At 46.6% G+C, this 20871-nt stretch carries 22 protein-coding genes and 1 riboswitch; of the genes, 17 read left to right on the top strand and 5 right to left on the bottom strand.

The window, feature by feature from the left end:
• Nucleotides 1–27 precede the first annotated feature (27 nt).
• Nucleotides 28–468: a hypothetical protein gene (locus GLV97_RS04000; RefSeq protein ID WP_160835957.1), complete on the top strand. Its 441-nt coding sequence runs from the start codon at nt 28–30 to the stop codon at nt 466–468.
• A 267-nt stretch (nt 469–735) separates the two neighbouring features.
• Here GLV97_RS04000 and GLV97_RS03995 read toward each other — a convergent pair whose 3' ends face one another.
• The 3 genes from GLV97_RS03995 to GLV97_RS03985 all read right to left on the bottom strand — a co-directional run bounded on the left by GLV97_RS03995 (nt 736) and on the right by GLV97_RS03985 (nt 3421).
• A complete protein-coding gene (locus tag GLV97_RS03995) occupies nt 736–1677 on the bottom strand; it encodes a metal ABC transporter solute-binding protein, Zn/Mn family (protein ID WP_160889100.1) in 942 nt (313 codons plus the stop codon).
• Between the two features lie 140 nt (nt 1678–1817).
• The gene (locus GLV97_RS03990) at nt 1818–2678 is read right to left on the bottom strand and encodes a metal ABC transporter permease (RefSeq protein WP_160889099.1); all 861 of its coding nucleotides are present in this window, start codon (nt 2676–2678) and stop codon (nt 1818–1820) included.
• A 2-nt stretch (nt 2679–2680) separates the two neighbouring features.
• Entirely contained in the window at nt 2681–3421 is a 741-nt protein-coding gene (locus GLV97_RS03985; protein WP_160889098.1) for a metal ABC transporter ATP-binding protein, read from the bottom strand.
• 386 nt (nt 3422–3807) lie between these two features.
• On the opposite strand from GLV97_RS03985, the gene GLV97_RS03980 reads away from it, so the two are divergent.
• Both GLV97_RS03980 and GLV97_RS03975 read left to right on the top strand, forming a co-directional pair.
• The gene (locus tag GLV97_RS03980) at nt 3808–4149 is read left to right on the top strand and encodes a MerR family transcriptional regulator (RefSeq protein ID WP_160889097.1); all 342 of its coding nucleotides are present in this window, start codon (nt 3808–3810) and stop codon (nt 4147–4149) included.
• Nucleotides 4149–4607, top strand: a complete 459-nt coding sequence (locus tag GLV97_RS03975) for an SRPBCC family protein (RefSeq protein WP_160889096.1) — start codon at nt 4149–4151, stop codon at nt 4605–4607. The genes GLV97_RS03980 and GLV97_RS03975 overlap by 1 nt, the downstream gene beginning before the upstream one ends.
• A 232-nt stretch (nt 4608–4839) precedes the next feature.
• Here GLV97_RS03975 and guaC read toward each other — a convergent pair whose 3' ends face one another.
• Entirely contained in the window at nt 4840–5823 is a 984-nt protein-coding gene (gene guaC, locus GLV97_RS03970) for a GMP reductase (RefSeq protein ID WP_160889095.1), read from the bottom strand.
• A gap of 220 nt (nt 5824–6043) precedes the next feature.
• Between guaC and GLV97_RS03965 the strand changes: the two genes are divergently transcribed.
• Entirely contained in the window at nt 6044–7489 is a 1446-nt protein-coding gene (locus GLV97_RS03965) for an MDR family MFS transporter (RefSeq protein WP_160835950.1), read from the top strand.
• Between the two features lie 439 nt (nt 7490–7928).
• Here the strand turns inward: GLV97_RS03965 and GLV97_RS03960 are convergent, their stop codons facing one another.
• A complete protein-coding gene (locus GLV97_RS03960) occupies nt 7929–8570 on the bottom strand; it encodes a FusB/FusC family EF-G-binding protein (protein WP_160889094.1) in 642 nt (213 codons plus the stop codon).
• A 175-nt stretch (nt 8571–8745) separates the two neighbouring features.
• Here GLV97_RS03960 and GLV97_RS03955 point away from each other — a divergent pair, with 175 nt between their 5' ends.
• The 13 genes from GLV97_RS03955 (at nt 8746) to GLV97_RS03895 (ending at nt 20863) form a co-directional block, all read left to right on the top strand.
• Nucleotides 8746–9420: a DUF421 domain-containing protein gene (locus tag GLV97_RS03955; RefSeq protein WP_160889093.1), complete on the top strand. Its 675-nt coding sequence runs from the start codon at nt 8746–8748 to the stop codon at nt 9418–9420.
• A gap of 198 nt (nt 9421–9618) precedes the next feature.
• The gene (locus tag GLV97_RS03950; protein WP_160889092.1) at nt 9619–10530 is read left to right on the top strand and encodes a DUF6612 family protein; all 912 of its coding nucleotides are present in this window, start codon (nt 9619–9621) and stop codon (nt 10528–10530) included.
• Nucleotides 10531–10596: 66 nt separating this feature from the next.
• Nucleotides 10597–11244 (top strand): class D sortase, encoded by a 648-nt coding sequence (locus GLV97_RS03945; protein WP_160889091.1) that lies wholly within the window; start codon nt 10597–10599, stop codon nt 11242–11244.
• A gap of 117 nt (nt 11245–11361) precedes the next feature.
• Nucleotides 11362–11552: riboswitch (cobalamin riboswitch) on the top strand.
• A 124-nt stretch (nt 11553–11676) separates the two neighbouring features.
• Complete coding sequence (locus GLV97_RS03940) at nt 11677–12660, top strand: ABC transporter substrate-binding protein (protein WP_160889090.1); 984 nt, start codon at nt 11677–11679, stop codon at nt 12658–12660.
• Nucleotides 12623–13687, top strand: coding sequence for a FecCD family ABC transporter permease (locus tag GLV97_RS03935; RefSeq protein WP_160835944.1), 1065 nt, complete (start codon nt 12623–12625; stop codon nt 13685–13687). Before GLV97_RS03940 ends, GLV97_RS03935 begins: the two co-directional genes overlap by 38 nt.
• On the top strand, nt 13684–15150 hold the full coding sequence (locus tag GLV97_RS03930; RefSeq protein ID WP_160889089.1) for an adenosylcobinamide amidohydrolase: 1467 nt from the start codon (nt 13684–13686) through the stop codon (nt 15148–15150). The genes GLV97_RS03935 and GLV97_RS03930 overlap by 4 nt, the downstream gene beginning before the upstream one ends.
• A complete protein-coding gene (gene cbiB, locus GLV97_RS03925) occupies nt 15150–16118 on the top strand; it encodes an adenosylcobinamide-phosphate synthase CbiB (protein ID WP_160889271.1) in 969 nt (322 codons plus the stop codon). The genes GLV97_RS03930 and cbiB overlap by 1 nt, the downstream gene beginning before the upstream one ends.
• Nucleotides 16084–17169: a pyridoxal phosphate-dependent aminotransferase gene (locus tag GLV97_RS03920; RefSeq protein ID WP_160889088.1), complete on the top strand. Its 1086-nt coding sequence runs from the start codon at nt 16084–16086 to the stop codon at nt 17167–17169. Before cbiB ends, GLV97_RS03920 begins: the two co-directional genes overlap by 35 nt.
• Nucleotides 17157–17693 (top strand): bifunctional adenosylcobinamide kinase/adenosylcobinamide-phosphate guanylyltransferase, encoded by a 537-nt coding sequence (locus tag GLV97_RS03915; protein ID WP_160889087.1) that lies wholly within the window; start codon nt 17157–17159, stop codon nt 17691–17693. The genes GLV97_RS03920 and GLV97_RS03915 overlap by 13 nt, the downstream gene beginning before the upstream one ends.
• The gene (locus tag GLV97_RS03910) at nt 17690–19159 is read left to right on the top strand and encodes a cobyric acid synthase (RefSeq protein ID WP_160889086.1); all 1470 of its coding nucleotides are present in this window, start codon (nt 17690–17692) and stop codon (nt 19157–19159) included. The genes GLV97_RS03915 and GLV97_RS03910 overlap by 4 nt, the downstream gene beginning before the upstream one ends.
• Nucleotides 19156–19950 (top strand): adenosylcobinamide-GDP ribazoletransferase, encoded by a 795-nt coding sequence (locus GLV97_RS03905; protein ID WP_160889085.1) that lies wholly within the window; start codon nt 19156–19158, stop codon nt 19948–19950. The genes GLV97_RS03910 and GLV97_RS03905 overlap by 4 nt, the downstream gene beginning before the upstream one ends.
• Nucleotides 19917–20567, top strand: a complete 651-nt coding sequence (locus tag GLV97_RS03900; RefSeq protein ID WP_237418578.1) for a histidine phosphatase family protein — start codon at nt 19917–19919, stop codon at nt 20565–20567. Before GLV97_RS03905 ends, GLV97_RS03900 begins: the two co-directional genes overlap by 34 nt.
• Nucleotides 20471–20863, top strand: coding sequence for a bifunctional adenosylcobinamide kinase/adenosylcobinamide-phosphate guanylyltransferase (locus GLV97_RS03895; RefSeq protein ID WP_160835937.1), 393 nt, complete (start codon nt 20471–20473; stop codon nt 20861–20863). The genes GLV97_RS03900 and GLV97_RS03895 overlap by 97 nt, the downstream gene beginning before the upstream one ends.
• Nucleotides 20864–20871 lie beyond the last annotated feature (8 nt).

Here is a 20871-nt window from a genome sequence, read left to right as displayed (position 1 = left end):
AACTTGTGTGTATAGTGGAGGTCTAATGTGAAGAAGATTTATGTTGTTTTTATTAGTATTTTATTATTTCTGGTCGGTTGTAATAATAGTGTTTCAAATAAACCAATAAATGAGGAAAAGCAACTATATGACTTTATCTTATCAATCCAAACAGATAAGAGTATTTATGAAGAAGAAGATATAATAAAAGTTTCTTCATATTTTGAATATGTTGGGGAAGAAATAGAATTTGATGAAAAGCCCCAATTTTCAATTGTCATAGAAAACAAGGAAAGTGGAAGTGTTGTTAAACAAGTTGCTTTTGAAAACGTTAAAAAAATTATGAAAAAGGGAGATGAGTTTTCTCAAACAATTAAAGGACTCAGACTCCAAAAAGGGAATTATCAATTATATGTAGGAACGTCTTTTAGTGTTGGTCCATCAAACAATTTAATCATTACAACTCCTAGAGAATTTGAAGTAAAGTAATTAAGCTAACGGGGCATTAGTTAAATAAGACGATAATGCCAGAGAGGACTTCCAAATATTTGGAAGTCCTCTTATTTCTATATCAATCAACATTGAACTTTAACAGAGCCATTTCTTATAGTCATAGAGAAGTAGACGATTCTTCTTGGATCACTGAAATACAAGGCGTGCTGCTCGTAACAGCGGTCTGATAGGCCTTTTATGGACAGGGGAGCGGCAGCTGTAAATAAAGACGCCTCCAGCTCTGCCGGGAGGCGTCTTTATCATTTATTCGGTTAATCCTTCTTTAATGGTTTTGATGTTCCATTCCATCATGGAGATGTAGCTGTCTCCATCTTCTCCAGGTTCAGCAAGGGAATCGGTGAAGACTTTACCTCTGATCGGAACGTCGGTTTCTGATGATACGGCTTCCATACTCCGGGCATCAATACTGGTTTCGAGGAACAATCCTGTGATTTGTTTTTCATTGATCAAATCGACGATTCTCGTAATTTGATCTGGAGTTCCCTGGTTTTCCTGATTGATCTCCCAAATATATTCGGCTTGGAAGTCATAGGCGTCACTGAAATATTTAAAGGCTCCTTCACTTGTAACGAGCACACGCTCTTTTTCAGGGATTTCCTCAAACTGAGCCAGTGCTTCATCATGCAGGTCCTGAAGCTCTGCGATGTATTCTTCCGCATTTTTCTCGTATACTTCTTTGTTCTCCGAGTCGACCTCAATCAAGCCGTCCCGTGCATTTTCAGCGTATTGAATACCGTTGCTGATATCAAGCCAGGCGTGCGGATCCTCTTCGCCTTCCTTGCCTTCTGTCGTTAAGTACATCGCTTCAACATTTTCACTCATCAAAAAGACGGGAGCGTCTTTACCAGTCTTTCCTGTGGTTTCCATCAGTTTATTGAACCATGAATTTCCGGCTTCCAAGTTTAAACCGTTGTAGAATACAGCATCAGCATCCGTCGTTTTCTTTACATCTTCCGGCAGTGGATCGTATTCATGGGGGTTGGAGCCGATGGGGGCGAGACTGTGAATATCCACTTGATCACCGCCGACATTTTTAACAATGTCATAAATAATGGAATACGTCGTAACGACCTGTACTTTTTCATCTTCCTCTGTCGTTCCGCCTGCTTCGTTGTCTCCACAGGCTGTCAGAAACAGCAGAGTGGAAAACACGATTACACTAATCATCCAACTTTTTTTCAACATAAAATCTCCTCCTGACTATTCGTAAAACGTGGGTTTATTCAATGGTGCGTTAGATAAAAAATGGTAAGGGGGAAGATGTACGTGTCTTCCCGGTTTCTATGATTACCTGAACAGTGATGACTCCCGTGTACTTTATTCATTCAAGAGACAAGGGATGCCCGCTTTTTTCTTACTTTCAGCATTTTCCACAAAAGTCCGTGCTTCGGTGAAAACAGGAATACAAGGATGAAAATGGCTGTAGCAGCTAAAACAATTGCGGCTCCGGATGCAAGATTGTAGGTGAAACTGAAGTACAATCCTGCCACACTGGATACGACGCCGATACCGGCAGCAAGAAAAATCATGATGGACAAGCGGTCTGTTAACAGGTAGGCGGCAGCCGCGGGTGTAATCAGCATAGCTACTACAAGAACAATGCCGACGGTCTGAAGGGAAGCTACAGTGACCATCGTTAACAATGTCATAAGAAAATAATGGATCATCCGGACAGGGAGGCCATAGGCGGCACCCATGGTTTCATCAAAGGATGTAACGAGCAGCTCTTTGTAAAATAAGTAAACGGCAGCCAATACAACGATGCCGATGCCCAGTGTGATCCACATGTCAGAGGCACGGACGGCAAGAACATTCCCAAATAAAATGTGGTAGAGATCCGTGCTGCTTTTCAGCATGGTAATCACGATAATCCCGGCAGCAAAAGCTGCTGTAAACATGATACCAATGGATGTATCATGTTTAATCCGGCTGTTTTGACTGATAAACCCTATGGCTATGGCGGTCAGTACACCGCTGAAGACGGCGCCGAAGAAAAAGTTGATCCCCAGCATATAGGAAATGGCAACACCGGGGAGAACCGCATGGGAGATGGCATCTCCCATGAGTGCCATGCCTCTCAGGATAATGAAGCAGCCGATAACTCCGCAGATGATCCCAACCATGATGGATGTAAGCAGAGCTTTCTGCAGAAACTCGTATTGAAAGACAGCCTCAATAAACTCCATAGTTACACTCCAATCTCTTTCATAAAGGCAAACTGCCCCTGGTAGGCTTTAGCGATGGTTTCGGTACGGAAAACTTCACTGACAGGACCGAAACCAACCAATTCTTTATTCAATAGAATAAGCTGGTGAAAGTATTCCTCTGCCTTGCTTAAATCGTGATGAACAACCACGACGGTTTTTCCCTGCCAGCACAATTCTTTTAAGATGCTGACGATGGTTTCCTCACTGGACACATCAACGCCGACGAAGGGCTCGTCTAGAAAGAACATTTCGGCTTTTTGGGCAAGAGCACGGGCAAGAAATACGCGCTGCTGCTGACCGCCGGAAAGCTCGCCGATCTGTCTCCTGCTGAAATCTTTCATACCAACTCGATCCAGACATTCCATCGCCCAGCTTTTTTCTTTCCTTCCTGGTCTGCGGAATAATTTTAAATTAGGGTAGGTTCCGAGCAGTACCGCATCAAGTACAGTAATGGGGAAATCCCAGTCGATATCATTTCTCTGAGGGACGTAGGCAATTTTTCGTCGAGCTTCCTGAATGGAGTTCCCGAATATCTCTATGTCTCCTTTGTCTTTTGGAATCAAGTTGAGGACAGCTTTTAGAAACGTAGATTTACCTGCGCCGTTAGGACCGATAATTCCTACAAGGTTTCCCGGCTGCACCGAGAGACTGACTCCTTTGACAGCTTCGCTTCCGTAATATGAAACGTAAAGATCGTTGATCGTTAACGCTGGATGCTGCATAAAAATCCTCCTATAGCCTTCATAAAGCATGCCTGTATATGAATTCAACGTGCATGTCTCCATGAAAATTAAATGAATGCATTTAATTTTCCTTAATGCAACTTTTAGGTAAAAAAAGATACCCCTTTACTATATGGGGGATTAAATAAAAAGATACCTGTTTTACTCGAGTAACAAATGTTTCCCTTGTGCAAAATATAACGGTAATACATAGCTATGTCAATACTTCTTCTACAGAAAACAGCCAATGGATTTTAATGGGAAAATCCTGAGGAGGTGATTTAGTCATATACTGTAGGACTTATGGCTTTTTTACTGAGAAAATAAAAACACTATTGACTGTGTGGTGTACCCCGCAGTTTATAATAAGAACAGGGGGCCGTGTGATGTATAAAACAAGTGAATTCTCATCTATGACAGGACTCAGCAAAGATACACTGCGTTATTATGCAGAAGTGGGTCTGTTGGAACCGGCTTTTATTCACCTGGATAACAAATACAGGTATTATGATGATGGCAGTTACTTCCTGGCTCTTCTGCTTGGTAAACTGCGGAGGTTCGGGTTTTCCATAAAAGAAATGAAGACGGTGATGAACGACGAATCTTTTGCCAATCTTGAGAAATTGTTACTTGAAAAGAAAACCAGCATGGAAAAAGAGGCGGAAGATATTGAAGAGAGGATTCAGGAACTGGATGAATTTATCCAATCAGGTAAGGAGGAAAAATAATGATCGAATGGGAAAAAGAAAAGGTTATTAACGCACCACTTGAGGATGTGTGGGATCTTTTCAAAGACAAAAACATTAAGCGGATCATGCCGAAAGTGGAAGAACATAAGCTCATCGAAAAAACAGAAACGGAGGCAGGTGCGAAACATCTGCAGACCTACAGGGAAGGGAAGCGTCTCGAAACCTATACTGTAAATACCCTTATATATGAGGACAAGCCATCCGCTAAACATAAAAAAATCGCTTTTGTCATCGGCAAAGCGTTTGAAGTGACGGCGTCCTTTCAATTGGAAAAGATGGATGACTCCACTACAAGACTCATTTACTCAGGCTCCAACCGTGGGACTAACTTTGTCGGGCGCGCGATGATGAAGCTGGCGAATAAAAAAGGGAATGACAAAGTTGTGCAGGAATTCGTCGACCGTGTCGAAGAGCAGGCCACACGAGCCGATGAATAATGGTGGGAGCAGGATGCCTCGCGGGGAATCGTCATATTGAATAAGCAGCCGCACCGTTTCTTAGTCTTTTCAGAAATTCATAACTGACGGCCTTTCCTGATTGGTAAGCGTTCATAGAAGGGGGATCATCAGGTTACGGTGCTTTTTAATAGAGTCATTCAGTGTTTGATAAAAAAAGCTGCCGGGAGCTATCCCTGCAGCCTGACCGGCCGCAGGAGCGGCCGGCTTTCTTTTAATACACCTTGTCCCCATTGAAGATGGAGTTTTTTACAATGACATAGTCAACGTGACGGATACTGTCAACGTCTGTACCGCCTGCATAGCTGATTGCAGACTGCAGGTCCTGTTCCATTTCTGTCAGGGTGTCTTTCAAATGCCCTTTGTATTCTACGAACATTTTCTTACCTTCAACGTTTTTCTTTTCCCCTTTTTGAAATTCAGAAGCAGAACCGAAGTATTCTTTGTAAAGCTTCCCGTCTTTCTCAACGGTTTCTCCCGGAGACTCTTCATGGCCGGCAAACAGGGATCCGATCATAACCATGGAGGCACCGAAGCGGATGGATTTTGCAATGTCTCCATGCGTACGGATTCCGCCGTCGGCAATGACAGGTTTACTGGCTGCCTTGGCACACCAGCGTAGGGCTGCAAGCTGCCAGCCTCCTGTGCCGAAACCGGTTTTCACTTTTGTAATGCAAACCTTCCCGGGTCCTATGCCTATTTTGGTTGCATCAGCCCCGGCGTTTTCGAGCTCTCTGACGGCTTCAGGCGTGCCGACATTTCCTGCAATTACAAAAGTGGAAGGGAGGTGGGCTTTAATGTGCTGAATCATCTGAATGACGGCTGTGGAATGGCCGTGGGCGATATCAATTGTTATATAATCCGGGATCAAATGACGTGCGGAAAGTGTTTCAATAAATTCATATTCGTCTTCTTTCACACCAACACTAATGGAAGAGATTAATCCTTTTTCCTTCATTGTTTCAATAAAACGGGTACGTGTCTCAGGCTGGAAACGATGCATGATATAGAAGTACCCATTTTCTGCAAGTTTTGTTGCTGTTTCATCATCGATGATCGTCTGCATGTTGGCGGGAACTACAGGCAGCTTGAATCTATGATTTCCGAATTGTACAGAGGTGCTGCATTCAGATCGGCTGTTTACGACACATTTTGCGGGAATTAATTGAACATCTTCATAATCAAATACATTTTCCATCAAAATCACTCCTGAAACACGAATATTTTTAGTTAATATTATTTTTATTGTTCGTACAATAGTAATTTACATCATTGTGCTCATCCTGTCAAAGAGAGTTTGACTTCCTCGTTGGAAAAATAAAGGGGATGTATAAACCAAGCGAAACCCTTGCAAAAGTGAATCATTTTATAGAACATAGGGGAGGATTGTATTTTGAGAGAGAAAATGGAGGTTTATCATGGAGACGACGCAGAATAGGAAAATTATTTTGGCTACATTTATGATAGGGGCGTTTTTTGCGATTCTTAACGAAACGCTTTTGAACATAGCATTAACAGAACTTATGGATGTTTTCGGCTTAAGCGCTCCGACTGTACAGTGGTTGGCCACGGGCTTCATGCTGGTTATGGGGGTATTGATGCCGATATCCGCACTCTTAATCCAATGGTTTACGACGAGACAGATGTTTATCGGAGTTATGACGATTTTCTTAATAGGAACGACGATCGCCGCTGCCGCGTTGAATTTCCCGATGCTGTTGACAGGCCGGATGATTCAGGCAGTTGGAACCGGATTGTTAATTCCTGTTATTATGAATGCCCTCCTTCTGCTTTATGAACCTGCTGTTAGAGGAAGAATTATGGGAACGTTCGGGCTGGTTATCATGTTTGCTCCAGCTATCGGTCCGACATTATCCGGAGTTATTGTTGATTTCCTTGGGTGGCGCTGGTTGTTTATTACAGTCATTCCATTCGCGCTGTTCTCCATTATCTTTGCATGGAAGTTCCTTGAAAACGTAGGAGAGGTGACACGGCCGAAGGCGGATCCGCTTTCTATACTCCTTTCTTCTGTGGGGATCGGAGGAATTGTCTATGGGTTCAGCAGTGCAGGGGAAACGGAGGCTGGGTTTACATCCGCTTCTATCCTCGGGATCCTGGCAGTAGCTGTGATCAGCATCACTTGGTTTGTTTTCCGACAGCTGCGTCTTGAAGAACCACTTCTGGATGTAAGGGTTTTTCGATACCCAAGCTATGCCAGAGGAATTGCTATTTTCGTGATCGTCATTATGGCTATGTTTGCCTCCGAAATCGTTATGCCGATGTATCTGCAGGGGCCGCTTGGCTACTCCGCTAAAATCGCCGGACTGCTTTTACTACCAGGGGCACTGTTGAATGGTTTAATGTCGCCGGTCATGGGGACGTTATTTGATAAAGTGGGTCCAAGAAAGTTAATCATTCCGGGTACGATCGTGCTTACGGGAGTGATGTTCTTCTTCAGCCGGATCACGCCTTCCATTCCGACGTGGAGTTTCGTTCTCGCCTACATCCTGCTTATGCTGTCGATCTCAGCGATTATGATGCCTTCTCAGACCAATGCGCTGAATGAGCTGCCCAAGCACCTCTATCCTCACGGAACCGCGATTGCCAATACGCTCCAGCCAATTGGAGGAGCGCTCGGGGTATCCATTTTTGTGAGTATTATGACTCAGGGCCAGCGGAACTATCTCGATGGAGAGCAGGCTCAGGCCGGAAGTGACCTGATGAACGAAGCTATGACAGCTGGTGTGCATCAAGCCTATTGGTTTGCACTTGTCCTGGGAGTGATTACAGTTGTGATCGCCTTGACGATCAAGCGGGCGGTTTCTCCGGATTACGACACAGAATCAGAACAAAAACAAGCCTGAATAAAAGCCCATCCATATGAAGGATGGCTCTCAGTCTGTAGAAAAAGTTCGTCCTATCCAGTTAGAGTTGTCCGCATGTCGTGTTGAGAGGGCACGTTCCGCTTATCGGCGGATGCCTGCCGCGGGCACGGCCTCAGGTGACTTGGTCAAGAAACCATCTGACCAAGTGGATCTTCGGTCCGCGCTGTTCCCGCAGGCGTCACCACCGAACGCTCCTCGTGCCGGGGCCTGTGGAAAAACAACTTTACGTTATATGATAAAAGAGAAAGGTGAGCATAGCTCCCTTCGCCCGTTTTAAAAGAACAGTACAGGCTGCGTTACTGCCGCTAGTGAGGGAAATCCTATCCATGATCAAGTATGGATGCGCGCCCCTTTGGATTCACTGGAAAAAGGTTTCTCTTCCAGCTGAAAGCCCATCCTTATAAAGGATGGGCTTTTATTATTGGTTCATCATGCGTCGGATGAACGTTTCCAACGGCTTTCGCGATTTGATGTTTTCGTTACATTTTCTGCTGTCATAACAGATATAATTTCCACGGCTGACGCTTTCGCCGGAATCGTTCCCTGGACCTGTAACCGTGAACAGGCCTACCTGTTCCTGCTCATGACAGATGGTGCAGATATTATTCTGCCGGGAGGGGAGGAAGTGTCCGTAAAGGCCGGTATAACGGCCCTCTACCTTGGTAATGAGATATTTGCGATTGGCGGCAGGATCATTCCATCCCATGTACGACATTTCGGACCAATCGGATTCATCAAACTCCGGCACCTGCAGTTTTTTGACTTTTGGAAACAGCAGTTGAATTTCAGCATCGGTCAATTTCGGAAAAGGAATGACGTAATGCTTCAATCGGGAAAAATAAAAGATGGCGTCTGTTTCCTCCTGTACGTGTTCAATCTGGCGGATCAATGCGCTCTGCTCTTTTGTTAATGTATCAAAAACATCAAGGGCTTTTTCGGATGAAAGAGATGTCAGAGCCTGAGTAACCGAAGAATCGGTCGTCGTCCTGTGGCCGTTCAACAGGTTCTGGGTTTCGTTTTGTATAAAATGATATTGATCGGACCGGATGAATGCATCCATGTTGATACCTCCGTTCTTAGTTGATGTGGTCTTATTATTTCAGAGCGGCTTGAATCCTTCAACTTTAAGGCCTTTACGGGATACATCATGGCCATGATGTAAGAAAACAAAGGTTTTAACATATTCCCGGCTCATTCATGGAAAGCTAAATCTATGATGAAAAGGGGGCTACCTGATGAATACGGTCTTGTATATGGGGAGCGGCATCGTTTTATTTTTTATTTTGTACATCTTAGCCCGGACGCTTGGAAAGAAATTGACATCACAGATGACGCTCTTTGATTTTATTGCCGGGATCACACTGGGAAGTATGACCGCAACAACGTTTCTATCCCCGAGTGTCTCGCTTCATCGGGGTATCCTGGGGCTTGGATTATTTTCAGGCCTTGTGTTTCTCATTGACCATTTGACGTTGAAAAGTCTCTTGGTCCGACGTATTTTTAACAGTGAAGCTACCGTATTAATGAAAAATGGTCGTATTCAACTAAAGGAAATGAAAAAGGTTCGGTTTACGGTGGATGAACTGATTGCAGAACTAAGGAAAACAGGTGTCTTCAGCTTTACTCACGTTGAGGCAGCTGTATTAGAAACCGATGGGACTGTGAGTGTCTTAAAGAAGGCAGAGGCTGCCCCGGTTACACCTTCGGATTTGAATTTGGTCACACAGACGGCAGTTTTTCCTTATCTTGTGATCATGGATGGAAAAGTCGTCAAGAAACAGCTGCAGAAGAGTGGATTCAGTGAAGAGTGGCTTCAGGAAAAGATCATCGCAGCCGGCTATCCATCTGTTGAAAAAATTGCAGCGGGTCAAGTCCACCCGGATGGCACCTTGTATCTATCTCCTATATGACGATGGTCGGGACCGACGATAGACCCAATCCTTCGACATCATTTGGTATAAATTTGTAGAAAATTTAGGATTTTATGTTTATGAATCGTTGATATGGGATATTGGGTAACAGGTGGAAAATAGTGGGTGAAGTCAGCTTTAGGAATATACATACATAGGAACTCACCGTGGAAGCCAATAAAAAACGGGAGTGTTTGGATGAAGAAAAAGTTTTTGAGTACGATGATGGCTGGTGCTGTTTTGTTTTCCCTGCCAATCCAAGCCGCTGCAGCGGATATGAGTGCGGAAGACATCCTGAAGAAATCAAATGAGGCGATGATGGACCTGGACAGTTATACCATCCATTCGGTTTCTGAGCAGACAATGCCGAAGATGAGTAGTGGCGAGCAGGGAGCCATCTCTTTTGATTCAAAAGCAGATGTCGTTATGGATCCTTTGAAAATGCATCTGACGATGAATGGGGCCGGCCAGGAGACCGAAGCTTATCTGACTGAAGAGGGCTATTATGTCCAGATTCCTGAACAGGGCTGGGTGAAAACGTCCAGTGACATTGGAAATCTGCAGAAAGTGATGATGGCAGAAGGCCAGATGAGTCAGGCAATGCCGCTCGCCTCAGAGATGAAGGTCAGTGAAGAAGAGGGGGCTTATGTCCTCACTTATGAAGGTGACGGGGAAAAACTATTGAAAATGACAACACAGATGATGCAGTCCTCAGGAAGCCAGCAGAGCTCTGATCAGTCTGCTGACATGCAGAAAACGATCCAGGAAATGTTGGAAAGAGTAGAAATTAAAGATTTCTCTTATGAAGTCACTGTTGATAAAGAGAACCATTACATGACAGGTATGATGCTCGATATGGAAATGATGTTCGAAGAAGGCAGTGAATCTGTGACCATCAGCCAGTCTTCAGATGTGACCCTTTCCAATTTCAACGGGGTCGGATCTATTGAAATTCCTCAGGAAGTTCTGGACGCACAAACGATTGAAGAAGCAGCCGGTGGCGAACTTCCGGATACTTCTTCCAACGAGCCGCTTTATGCATTAGCTGGAGCCCTTGCTGCCGCTGGTGCCGGAGCTGTCCTCTTATACAGAAGAAAAGTATCCGCATAGAGAAAAGGGTGAGAAGCTGCTGTGCGGCTTCTCCCTTTCTATTTGAATGGAACAGGAGGTTTTCTTATGAATAAGTTTCTCATCGGTATCATAACCATCGGTCTTTCTATTTTTCTTTTTTACGGGTTTCAATGGTGGAATGCTGCAGGGGCAGTGGAGAAGGTATCCGAAGAAGAAATCGGTACTTGGCAGGAAACCTCTGAAAAAGTTGATGAAATGAAAGTCATGGATGGACCTGATCGTAAACCGGCTGAGGAAGAAAAAACCTATACAGAGGATGTATCTGCCTACCAAAAAGGAGAAGAGATGGGAAGGCTGATTATCCCGTTTCTTAACAAAGGGTATAAAACCTACTGGGGAGCGGATGAGGATTCACTGAAACGCGGAGTCGGAATGTATGTGAGTGAGTGGACGACAACTCCTGATGAAAAAGGACACACGGTTCTAAGCGGGCACAGAGAGACGGTTTTCACGAATCTTGGTGACATCAATGAAGGAGATTCCCTTTATTATGAATATGAGCAAAAGCGGTATGAGTACAAAGTGGATAAAACGTGGGTGACGGATGCCGGTGACCGGTCTGTCATCGTGGATAAGGAGGAGCCTACATTGACGTTGACCACCTGTTATCCGTTTAATTTTGTTGGCGATGCACCGGAACGTTATATCATCCAGGCTTCTTTAGTGGATGTGAGTGACATGGCTGATTCCTGACAAGGGATGTCGGGGGACGCCATTGGTGGATGAAGTTCAGGTTGGAATAGATAAAGTCCGACAGAATGAAAGAAAAAGTGAGCAATTTATTTCAATTTCGTTTACAATAGAAGTGAATTACATATGGGAAAAGCAGGCGCAATTGATTGTCATCAATTGCTTAATAGGGAAGCTGGTGAAATTCCAGCACGGTCCCGCCACTGTAACGGAGAGAGACCCGCAGATCATCCACTGTACGCCCGGCGTATGGGAAGGAGCGGGGCTCGGTGACCCGGAGTCAGGAGACCTGCCTGCTTTAAACACCAAAAAGCCTACGCGGATAGGAAGGTGTGTCGGAAGATTAGAGGAGGCCCGTCTGTGGTGTTTTCTAATGGTGCACATCTTTTTACCGGGATGTGTTTTTTTGTGTTCCAAAACAAGGGAGGAAGAAGGATGGAACATTTATGGAGAAAGTTTTCAGCCGTTCTGTTTGTCATCGGACTATTGGCCGGCTGTGCATCAGAGGGGGAAGAGGAAACCGGTTCTTCTGATCAGCAGGCTGAGCAAACGGAAGAAGCTGGAGAAGACAGTGGTTTTCCACTGACCTTAACCGATGCTATGGATAACGAAATAACCATAGAAGAAGAACCGGACAGGATTATCAGCACCATTCCAAGTAACGGGGAAATTCTGTTCGCGCTTGGATTAAATGAAGAGGTGGTCGGGGTCAGTGATTTCGCCAACTACCCGGAAGAAGCCACTGAAAAAGAAACCATCGGAGGACAGGACTTGAATGTGGAAAAAATCCTTTCTCTTGAGCCGGATGTTGTTCTTGCGCACGCTTCAGGGGCTCATACCTCACAAGAAGCCCTGCAGCAGATCCGTGATGCAGGAATAGCGGTATACGTCGTTCAGGATGCTTCTTCATTTGATGCGGTGTATGACAGCATTGAAACCATTGGTGATATTACAGGAACGAGCGATAAAGCATCAGCCATTGTTTCTGATATGCAGGAAGAGCTGGCTGCAATAGAAGAGAAAGGGGCCGCGATTGCTGAAGAGGATAAAAAAGATGTCTTTGTAGAAGTGGCACCGGAACCCGAAATCTACACAGGTGGACAAGGGACATTTTTGAATGAAATGCTGACTACTATACAGGCGGAAAACGTCGCAGGGGATCAGGAAGGCTGGTTCAAGATGAACAATGAAGCTATCGTTGAACTGCAGCCTGACGTTATTATTACGACGTACGGCTATTACACCGAAGATCCTAAAGGCAGTGTATTAAGCCGGGATGGCTGGGACACAGTTCCTGCCATTAAAGACGAGCAGGTTTATGATGTCCATTCCGATCTTGTCACACGTCCGGGTCCACGTTTAACCGAAGGGGTTCAGGAACTTGCAGAAGCCGTATATCCAGACGTTTTTAGCGAATAAGGCCACTCATTATACGGGAAGTGTTTTGCTTTTAGTTTTCAGCGTTTTCCTCGGGACATCTCTTGGCAGTGTCTCGATTTCATTTGAAGCTATTGCCCGCATCATCAGCGGGCAGCTGCTTCCCTTTTTACATATGTCTGAAGGAACTGATCCTACACTGCAGGCGATCATTCTGCAGATACGCCTCCCCCGGGTCGTTCTGGCAGGATTGGTCGGCGGCGCATTAGCGATATCCGGAGCCGCTTTTCAAGGTCTGCTTAAAAACCCACTTGCGGATCCCTATACACTCGGGGTATCTTCCGGTGCATCAGTGGGGGCTGTGGCTGTTTTGTTCCTGGGCATCACTCTTCCCTTTGCCGGTTCTTTTACTCTTCCGGTTGTAAGTATTGCAGCAGCCATTTGTACTATTTTTATTGTCGTAGGCTTTGCCCGTCTCGTGGATCGTTCGATGTCCATGACGACAATTATTTTAACTGGTATTATCTTCAGTTCATTCCTCGGATCATTCATCTCCCTTATGATTTCTTTAACAGGAGAGGAGCTGCGTCAGATTATCAACTGGCTTCTTGGGAGTGTCGGCAACCGGGGCTGGGATTATGTGCATTTGATGCTGCCTTTCTTTGTTATCGGCGTCTTATTACTCATGTTCACAGGCCAGGAATTGAATGCCATGACATTTGGAGAGGAACGGGCGAAACAGCTGGGGGTCCACGTAGAACGCCAGAAATATATGATTCTGTCCGCTGCCTCTATCCTGACAGGAGCAGCTGTAGCGGTATCGGGGACCATCGGTTTTGTCGGACTGGTCATTCCGCACATCTGCAGGAAAATATTTGGAAGCGACCACCGGCACCTTATTCCATTATGTGTGTTGAATGGGAGCGCATTTTTAATTCTTGCGGACTTACTGGCCCGGACGATTGTATCCCCCTCCGAGCTTCCTATCGGGGTGGTGACCGCTCTTATCGGTGCACCGATGTTCGCAGTGATTCTCATACGAAGACGAAAAGGAGGAAGAAGTTCATGATTGACATTCAACATCTCTATGCCGGCTACGACCACGACATTCTTCATGATCTTTCTTTTTCTGTAAATAAAGGAGAAATGTTCGGAGTCCTCGGTCCGAACGGCAGTGGAAAGACAACGCTGCTTAAAGCTTTGAACGGGACATTGCCTATAAGAGGAGATGTTGTCATTCAAGGCCGTCCGATCCGTCAGATGACCGCGAAAGAAACGGCCAGGGAAATGGCTGTCCTGCCGCAGCATCATGATGTGTCTTTTTCGACGACAGTGGAGCAGACGGTGTTAATAGGACGATACCCTTACCAAAAGGGCCTTTTCAAACAGTGGACAAAAGAGGATTACCGTATTGCGGAAGAAGTGATGGAGCAGACGGGTGTAACGCGGTTTAGACACCAGTCGTTACTTTCCTTAAGCGGGGGAGAGCGGCAGCGTGTTTTTCTTGCCCAGGCTCTAGCCCAGAAACCCGGGATCCTTCTATTGGATGAGCCGACGAATCATTTGGATTTCAGTTATCAAAAACAGATGCTGGATGCTTTGAAGCAGTGGTCTCTGAAGGACGGACTGACGGTCATCGCCATCTTTCACGACTTGAACTTAGCGAGTATGTACTGTGACCGGCTTCTGCTTTTGGATCAAGGGAGCATCCGTGCACTGGATGAACCCGAAGAGGTGCTGGAGGTAGGGCATTTATCAGAAGTCTACCAATCGGAAATCCATGTCCATGCTCATCCCTCTTTTTCAAAGCCATTTACAAATGTCGTTCCCTCCTATCAAGATCAAAAGCCTGAAGCCGTCATTTCTCCTGATCATCTGGAAGTTTCCGAAAGTCGTGTGTATTATAAGAGCCTCCGACCTTTAAAGTGTTACTCTTCTGCGGTTCTGAACCCTGGTTTCGGTTGGTTTGAAGAATTCATGAACATACAGGTGGATCATTCCTTCCGCTGTGAGGATCCGGCTGGATATCTGATTACTGAAGCTGAACGTTACGGCTGTCAGACGTACAGGACCGTAGGCATGATGACGGCAGCCAAAGTGACAGACGCTTCTACTGTATTTGTAGAGAAAGAAGACTTCACGGTGCTTGTGGTTGTGACAGCTGGAACTGGAAATGCTGTAGATGTCGTCCACAACAACCGCCATATGCAGGAAGCTGTTCCGGGGACAATCAACACATGGGTTTTCATAGATGGTCATTTATCTGAACAAGCTTTTGCACAAAGTCTGATGACCGCGACAGAAGCTAAAGTGAAGGCTGTGACGGATATGGATATTAAGGATCCTCTATCCGGTACAACCGCTACAGGAACTTCTACCGACAGTATATTAATCGCAGGGACACAGCAGGGAACGGTGCTGGAATATGGAGGAACCATTTCTTCTTTAGGCAGAGCGGTCGGCCCTGCTGTGTACAAAGCTTCCAAAGAAGCGATCGCTCGATACCTCGATCGAAAAGAGGAAGGAATATGATTTCCCATCTGCTTGCACTGACACTTGGCTGTCTGCTGGACTACTGCTTTGGAGATCCTAAAAAAATGCCTCATCCTGTTGTAGGGATGGGGAGATTTATTTCCGTCCTCGAAAAGAGATGGAACAAAGGACGGCATCGGGTTTGGAAAGGGTGGCTTCTTTGGGGAGTCGTCACGGGTTCTGTATGTCTGCTTACCTGGGCAGTGGTGAAGGCGGCCGCGTTATGGAGTCATCCAGTTTCAATTGCCCTGGAAGGAATTCTCATATGGACAACCATAGCAGGGAAAGGGTTGAAGGAAGCGGCCATGAAGGTTTATCTCCCTTTGCAGGAGGGTGATTGGAACGCCGCCCGTTCCGAGCTTGGATGGATTGTCGGTCGTGACACAGACCAACTAATGGAGAGGGAACTTGTCCGTGGGACGGTGGAAACCGTAGCGGAAAATGTGAGTGACGGCGTCACGGCTCCTCTTTTTTACGCCCTCATCGGCGGGGCGCCGCTGGCTCTGCTGTACCGGGCGGTTAATACGTGCGACTCCATGCTTGGTTATAAAACAGACCGATACAAACATTTCGGGTTTGCATCGGCAAAAATGGATGATGTATTGAACTATATTCCAAGCCGCTTAACGGCGGTGGTGACCATCATCATATCCAGTGGAACCTTCCATGAAAAGCGATGGAGGTTCCGTCATCTTCCTTCACAGGCCGCTCATCACCCGAGTCCAAACAGTGGCTGGGGGGAAGCAGCCGCCGCTTTATCGCTGGGGGTGCAATTAGGTGGGGAAAATTCTTATTTCGGTGAAAAGTCTTTCCGGCCGTATATTGGTTTTCCCAACTATGAGCTGTCCAACATACATATTATGCAGATCAATGAGCTGTTAACCCGTACGGTGGCAGCATGGATTGTTCTGCTCTGGTTAGGGGGAATGGGATTTGAACTGGCCGTCTCATGGGGCAGATCCTTATAAACTATATCAAATGCAGGGAAAAGAACCGAAGGAAACGATTACAGATTTTAGTGTGAACACCAATCCATACGGGGCACCACCCGGGCTGATTAGTCATTTGGAGAACCATCTGTCCTTGATTCATGAATATCCTGATCTGGATCAACAACGGCTCAGGGGGAGGATTGCTGAAAACCAGTACCTTCTGCCTGAAAACGTCCTTGTAGGCAATGGAGCTTCGGAACTGATCCATTTATGTGCCCGGCTCTGGCAGGGAAAGCGGATCGGTATCATCCACCCTACCTTTTCGGAGTATCAAAAAGCGTGCGAAGCCTATGACTGTGAGATCGTTGAACTTTATGTATCTGAGGGGAGAACCTTTGATCTGTTTCTTCCAGATATCCTTCCTCATCTCCAAAGGATGGATGTTTTAATGCTTTGTCATCCGAACAACCCCACAGGCAGAACGTATCAGCCTGATGTATTGTATGAGCTGTTAAAGCTCTGCGAATTCAATGGTGTCCAAGTCATGATTGATGAGGCTTTTTTTGATTTTGTTTCTGGAGAACCTTTCTTCTCGCCGGATTTGTTTGAATTTCCGAACGTCCTTTTGCTGCGGTCGCTGACAAAGATGTATAACATCCCGGGTCTGAGGCTCGGTTATCTATTAGCCGGTGCCGCCTTAATCGAAAAGCTCAGCCGACTGCAGCCTGCATGGAGTGTAAATGCACTGGCTGAGGAAGCCGGTTTCTATTGTTTAAGTCAGGAAGGCTTCGCACGCCGGACAGCCGCTGCTGTTTCAAGGGAAAAAGCCATCCTTTTCCTTGAACTGAAGAAGCTGGGATTCTCCCCTTTATCCACTGATACAAATTTCTTTCTCATGAAAGACCCATTTCACAGTCAAGCGAATGAGATGGTCCGCTTTCTTCTGCAGGAAGGAATAGCTGTACGGCATACGAATAACTTTGCCTCATTGAACGGCACCTTTATCCGGGGGGCTGTGAAGCAGCGGAAAGAAAACGAACAGCTTCTCCGTGCTCTGGGTAAATGGAGAAGCCTATGCTTACAGTAGTAATTGGCGGAGTTAGAAGTGGGAAGAGCCGGACAGCTGAAAAGGCAGCTGCCGAAACGGGAGAACACCGATTACATTATATTGCTGCAGGCGTTGTTACAGATGAAGAGATGCAGCATCGAATTCACCATCATCAAAAATCCAGAGAAAGTTCAATGCACACGTGGGTTCTCCATGAGCATCCGGTACGGCCATCAGAAGCCTCTTTCCCTGATGGGAGCGTTGTCCTTCTGGATTGCCTGACGACTTGGGCGACGAATGAATGGATGCAGATGGGCGGGGATGGGAACATAGAGGATCTTGTGACCGGTATGATGGATGAAATGGATCAGTTATCCAAAAGGGCGGATCAGCTCATTATTGTTTCCAATGATCTTTTTTCTGATGCAGCTGACCATCCACCTGCAATTGAAGAATATTTACAGCTGCTGGGAGCTCTCCATGTGAAATTGGTTTCCATGGCCGAGTATGCCTATCATATGCAGTCCGGGCATGCCCAGCTTAAAAAGGGGCCGTCGCTATGAAGGGACTTATGATTCAAGGTACGGCGTCGAATGTAGGGAAAAGCTTCATTGTGACGGCCATCTGCCGTTGGCTTTCCAATCAAGGATACCGGGTGGCCCCGTTCAAGTCACAGAACATGTCGAATAATTCCTATGTGACTGAATGGGGAACAGAAATCGGCAGGGCCCAGGGCGTCCAGGCAGAGGCTTGTCGGACACCGGCTCTGCCGGAAATGAATCCTATACTATTGAAACCGAGAAGTGATCAGCGTGCGGAGGTGATCTGTCTCGGGGAATCGATGAAGACATTTTCAGGAAGAGACTACCGCGAGGGCTTTTATGAAAAGGGGCTTCAAGCCATTAAGCACAGCCTTGACATACTGAATACCTCTTTTGACTATATCATTATTGAAGGAGCCGGAAGTCCTGTAGAAGTGAACTTGAATGATCGTGAACTGGTCAATATGTGTGTCGCTGACTTGGCTGACGTTCCTGTCCTGTTGACGGCAGATATTGACAGGGGTGGAGTGTTCGCTTCCATCATCGGTACACTGGAGCTGCTCCCGCCGCATCACAGGAAAAGGGTCCAGGGAATCATTATAAATAAATTCCGCGGCGACCCTGCCTTGTTTGAAGATGGCAGGGAGTGGCTGGAAGCGTACACAGGACTTCCTGTCCTTGGTGTACTCCCGCATATCGAACATCATATGGAAGCAGAGGATTCTCTGTCGATAAGGCCGGCAGCCATTTCATCTGTTTCCGGGGCCGTTGACCTCGCTGTCATCGTTTTTCCGTATGTTTCCAACTTTACGGATGTGGACCCTTTTTATAAGGAGAAGGATGTCAGTATCCGCTATGTGTACAAGCCGGAAGAATTCGGCTCTCCGGATGCTGTCATTCTTCCAGGGACGAGAAGCACTATTGAAGATCTGCAGGATCTGCGTCATAAGGGGCTGGCCGAGGCTGTCATCTCTTTTATCCATAAAGGAGGAACTGCAGCCGGGATATGCGGCGGCTACCAAATGCTCACGCAGCAGCTGACAGATGAGAAAGATTGCTGGGAAGGGCTGGGAATCCTGCCGATGTCGGCGGTTTTTCACAGGAATAAGCAGACGAAGCGGGTGCAGGGAGAGGTGCATCCTTCCAGCGGCTTCACCAGGGCAGCCGTAGAAGGATATGAAATCCACCTCGGGGAGGTCACCCGCGAAGCTGGTGAACTTTCTCCTTTATTCATTCTTGAAGGTTGTGAGGAAGGAGCCGTCCTGGAGGATGGAAGAGTGATAGGCACCCACCTGCATCACGTCTTTCATAATGACAGCTTCCGTTCAGACTGGTTGAACAAGCTGCGCAGGACAAAGAACCTTCCACTCATTTTTGAGAATCCTGAACAAAGGGATCCTTATGATCAAGTGGCAGACCACCTGGAAAAAGAAGTGGATACAGCTGCTCTTATGCATGTATTAAATGGTAAGGGGCTGTCATCATGAAGGCGTGGTTCCAAGGGGTCCTGCTGGCCTTTCAATTCTTTTCCGTTTTACCTGTCCGGCGGACGCTTCCGATGGAGCATACACAGCTGAAGGGAGCTATGGTAAGTCTTCCCTGGGTGGGCCTTACAGCCGGAGGGGGCGCGTTGTCCGCTGCTTTCCTGCTCGATGTGTATACGCCTATGTCTGATGGAGGTATTGCGCTTGCGGCTATGATTATAAGCAGTGTGTTGACAGGGGGGATCCATCTGGATGGGTGGATGGATACTGGAGATGCTTATTTTTCCTACCAGTCCATCGTAAAACGACTCGAGATTATGAGTGATCCGCGGACGGGTGCCTTTGGAGTTCTGTCTGTCCTTCTTCTCCTTGCGGTCCGCTTTTTGTTTTTACAGGAAACCCTGCACATTTCCTTTGCGGCGTTTGCGTCCGGGCTGCTTGTCATCCCATGGTTCAGCAGAAATATTCTTCTCTATCATTTTGCGTGGACGCCCCCTGCCAAACAGGAAGGATTGTGTGTATGGTTTCAATCCGCTTATGAAAAGAAGCTGTTGATCATCAGTTTCCTGCAGAACTTTATTCTCATCACCTTTTTCATGGTTGGTTACCATTCCCTCTGGATTCCGGTCATTCTGGCCTTTTTATCCACCCTTGTGCTGTATGGGTGGATGCGGCGTTTGTCCATCCAGTCGTTCGGAGGAATCACGGGTGATGTTTTAGGTGCAGCTGTAGAAGGAGGGGAAACACTGCTGTGGATCGTATGGTGGATATCTATTTTATTCGTCACGGCTTAACAGAAGGGAACAGGCAGAAGCAGTACATCGGCTGGAGTGATCTTCCGCTCCTGGAAGAGGGAAGAGAGAAACTCGTAAAAATCAAAGACCAGCTTCCTGCGGCAGATTTGATTTACAGCAGTGACCTGATCCGTTGTGTGGAAACGGCGGAGCTTTTGTTTCCCGGGCGCCGCTTTGGGAGGTCCTCATCCCTGAGGGAAATCCATTTCGGGGACTGGGAAAAGTGTACATATGAGGATTTAAAGGATGTGGATGCCTACCGGGCGTGGATCTCCCGTCCCGATCATCATACACCACCGAATGGTGAACGTTATGCCCATGTCCAAAGGAGGGTGGAGCGCTTTCTGCTGCATCTCCTGAGAACGGTCACAAAACAGCCGGTGCAATCGGCCGCCGTCATTACACACGGGGGGCCGCTCAGGGAAATGGTCAGCTGGATAACAGGCACACCCCTCTGGACCTACCCGGTGCACCCTGGTGAGGGGGTCAAGGTCAAACTGAAGAGAGCAGGAGGGATGTCATGGAATTTGTTACAGGTGGCGCCTATAACGGCAAAGGAAAATGGGTGGAAGAAGAATGGATCGACCGTCACCAGGAATACACGTGGATCAATGTAAAAACACAGGAGGCGGTATTACCGGACACGAATCAGCTTGTTCTTGAAAACATTGAATTCATCTCCAAAGAGACCGAAGAAGGGTGGGCCTGGCTGGAACCGTTCATTACGTGGGAAAACCAGCACCCTCAGCGCCGTCTGCTCTTGATTGGAACAGACATGACAAAAGGCATGGTTCCATTAGAAAAATCGGACAGAATATGGCGCGACCGTACAGGGTTCCTGTACCAAATGGTCATGGAAGAGGCTGAGCATGCGTATGTCGTCTGGTTCGGTATTGCAGAACAATTGAAATAATAGGAGGT

It is taken from the genome of Halobacillus litoralis, from assembly GCF_009856355.1.
Lineage (GTDB): Bacteria > Bacillota > Bacilli > Bacillales > Halobacillaceae > Halobacillus > Halobacillus litoralis_B.
This window is presented reverse-complemented; position numbering and strand designations above follow the sequence as displayed.

Coding starts and splice junctions, on each gene's coding strand:
- GLV97_RS03995 (WP_160889100.1), bottom strand. CDS start 1,677: ATGTTGAAAAAAAGTTGGATGATTAGTGTAATCGTGTTTTCCACTCTG.
- GLV97_RS03990 (WP_160889099.1), bottom strand. CDS start 2,678: ATGGAGTTTATTGAGGCTGTCTTTCAATACGAGTTTCTGCAGAAAGCT.
- GLV97_RS03985 (WP_160889098.1), bottom strand. CDS start 3,421: ATGCAGCATCCAGCGTTAACGATCAACGATCTTTACGTTTCATATTAC.
- GLV97_RS03980 (WP_160889097.1), top strand. CDS start 3,808: ATGTATAAAACAAGTGAATTCTCATCTATGACAGGACTCAGCAAAGAT.
- GLV97_RS03975 (WP_160889096.1), top strand. CDS start 4,149: ATGATCGAATGGGAAAAAGAAAAGGTTATTAACGCACCACTTGAGGAT.
- guaC (WP_160889095.1), bottom strand. CDS start 5,823: ATGGAAAATGTATTTGATTATGAAGATGTTCAATTAATTCCCGCAAAA.
- GLV97_RS03965 (WP_160835950.1), top strand. CDS start 6,044: ATGGAGACGACGCAGAATAGGAAAATTATTTTGGCTACATTTATGATA.
- GLV97_RS03960 (WP_160889094.1), bottom strand. CDS start 8,570: ATGGATGCATTCATCCGGTCCGATCAATATCATTTTATACAAAACGAA.
- GLV97_RS03955 (WP_160889093.1), top strand. CDS start 8,746: ATGAATACGGTCTTGTATATGGGGAGCGGCATCGTTTTATTTTTTATT.
- GLV97_RS03950 (WP_160889092.1), top strand. CDS start 9,619: ATGAAGAAAAAGTTTTTGAGTACGATGATGGCTGGTGCTGTTTTGTTT.
- GLV97_RS03945 (WP_160889091.1), top strand. CDS start 10,597: ATGAATAAGTTTCTCATCGGTATCATAACCATCGGTCTTTCTATTTTT.
- GLV97_RS03940 (WP_160889090.1), top strand. CDS start 11,677: ATGGAACATTTATGGAGAAAGTTTTCAGCCGTTCTGTTTGTCATCGGA.
- GLV97_RS03930 (WP_160889089.1), top strand. CDS start 13,684: ATGATTGACATTCAACATCTCTATGCCGGCTACGACCACGACATTCTT.
- GLV97_RS03915 (WP_160889087.1), top strand. CDS start 17,157: ATGCTTACAGTAGTAATTGGCGGAGTTAGAAGTGGGAAGAGCCGGACA.
- GLV97_RS03910 (WP_160889086.1), top strand. CDS start 17,690: ATGAAGGGACTTATGATTCAAGGTACGGCGTCGAATGTAGGGAAAAGC.
- GLV97_RS03905 (WP_160889085.1), top strand. CDS start 19,156: ATGAAGGCGTGGTTCCAAGGGGTCCTGCTGGCCTTTCAATTCTTTTCC.
- GLV97_RS03900 (WP_237418578.1), top strand. CDS start 19,917: ATGGTGGATATCTATTTTATTCGTCACGGCTTAACAGAAGGGAACAGG.
- GLV97_RS03895 (WP_160835937.1), top strand. CDS start 20,471: ATGGAATTTGTTACAGGTGGCGCCTATAACGGCAAAGGAAAATGGGTG.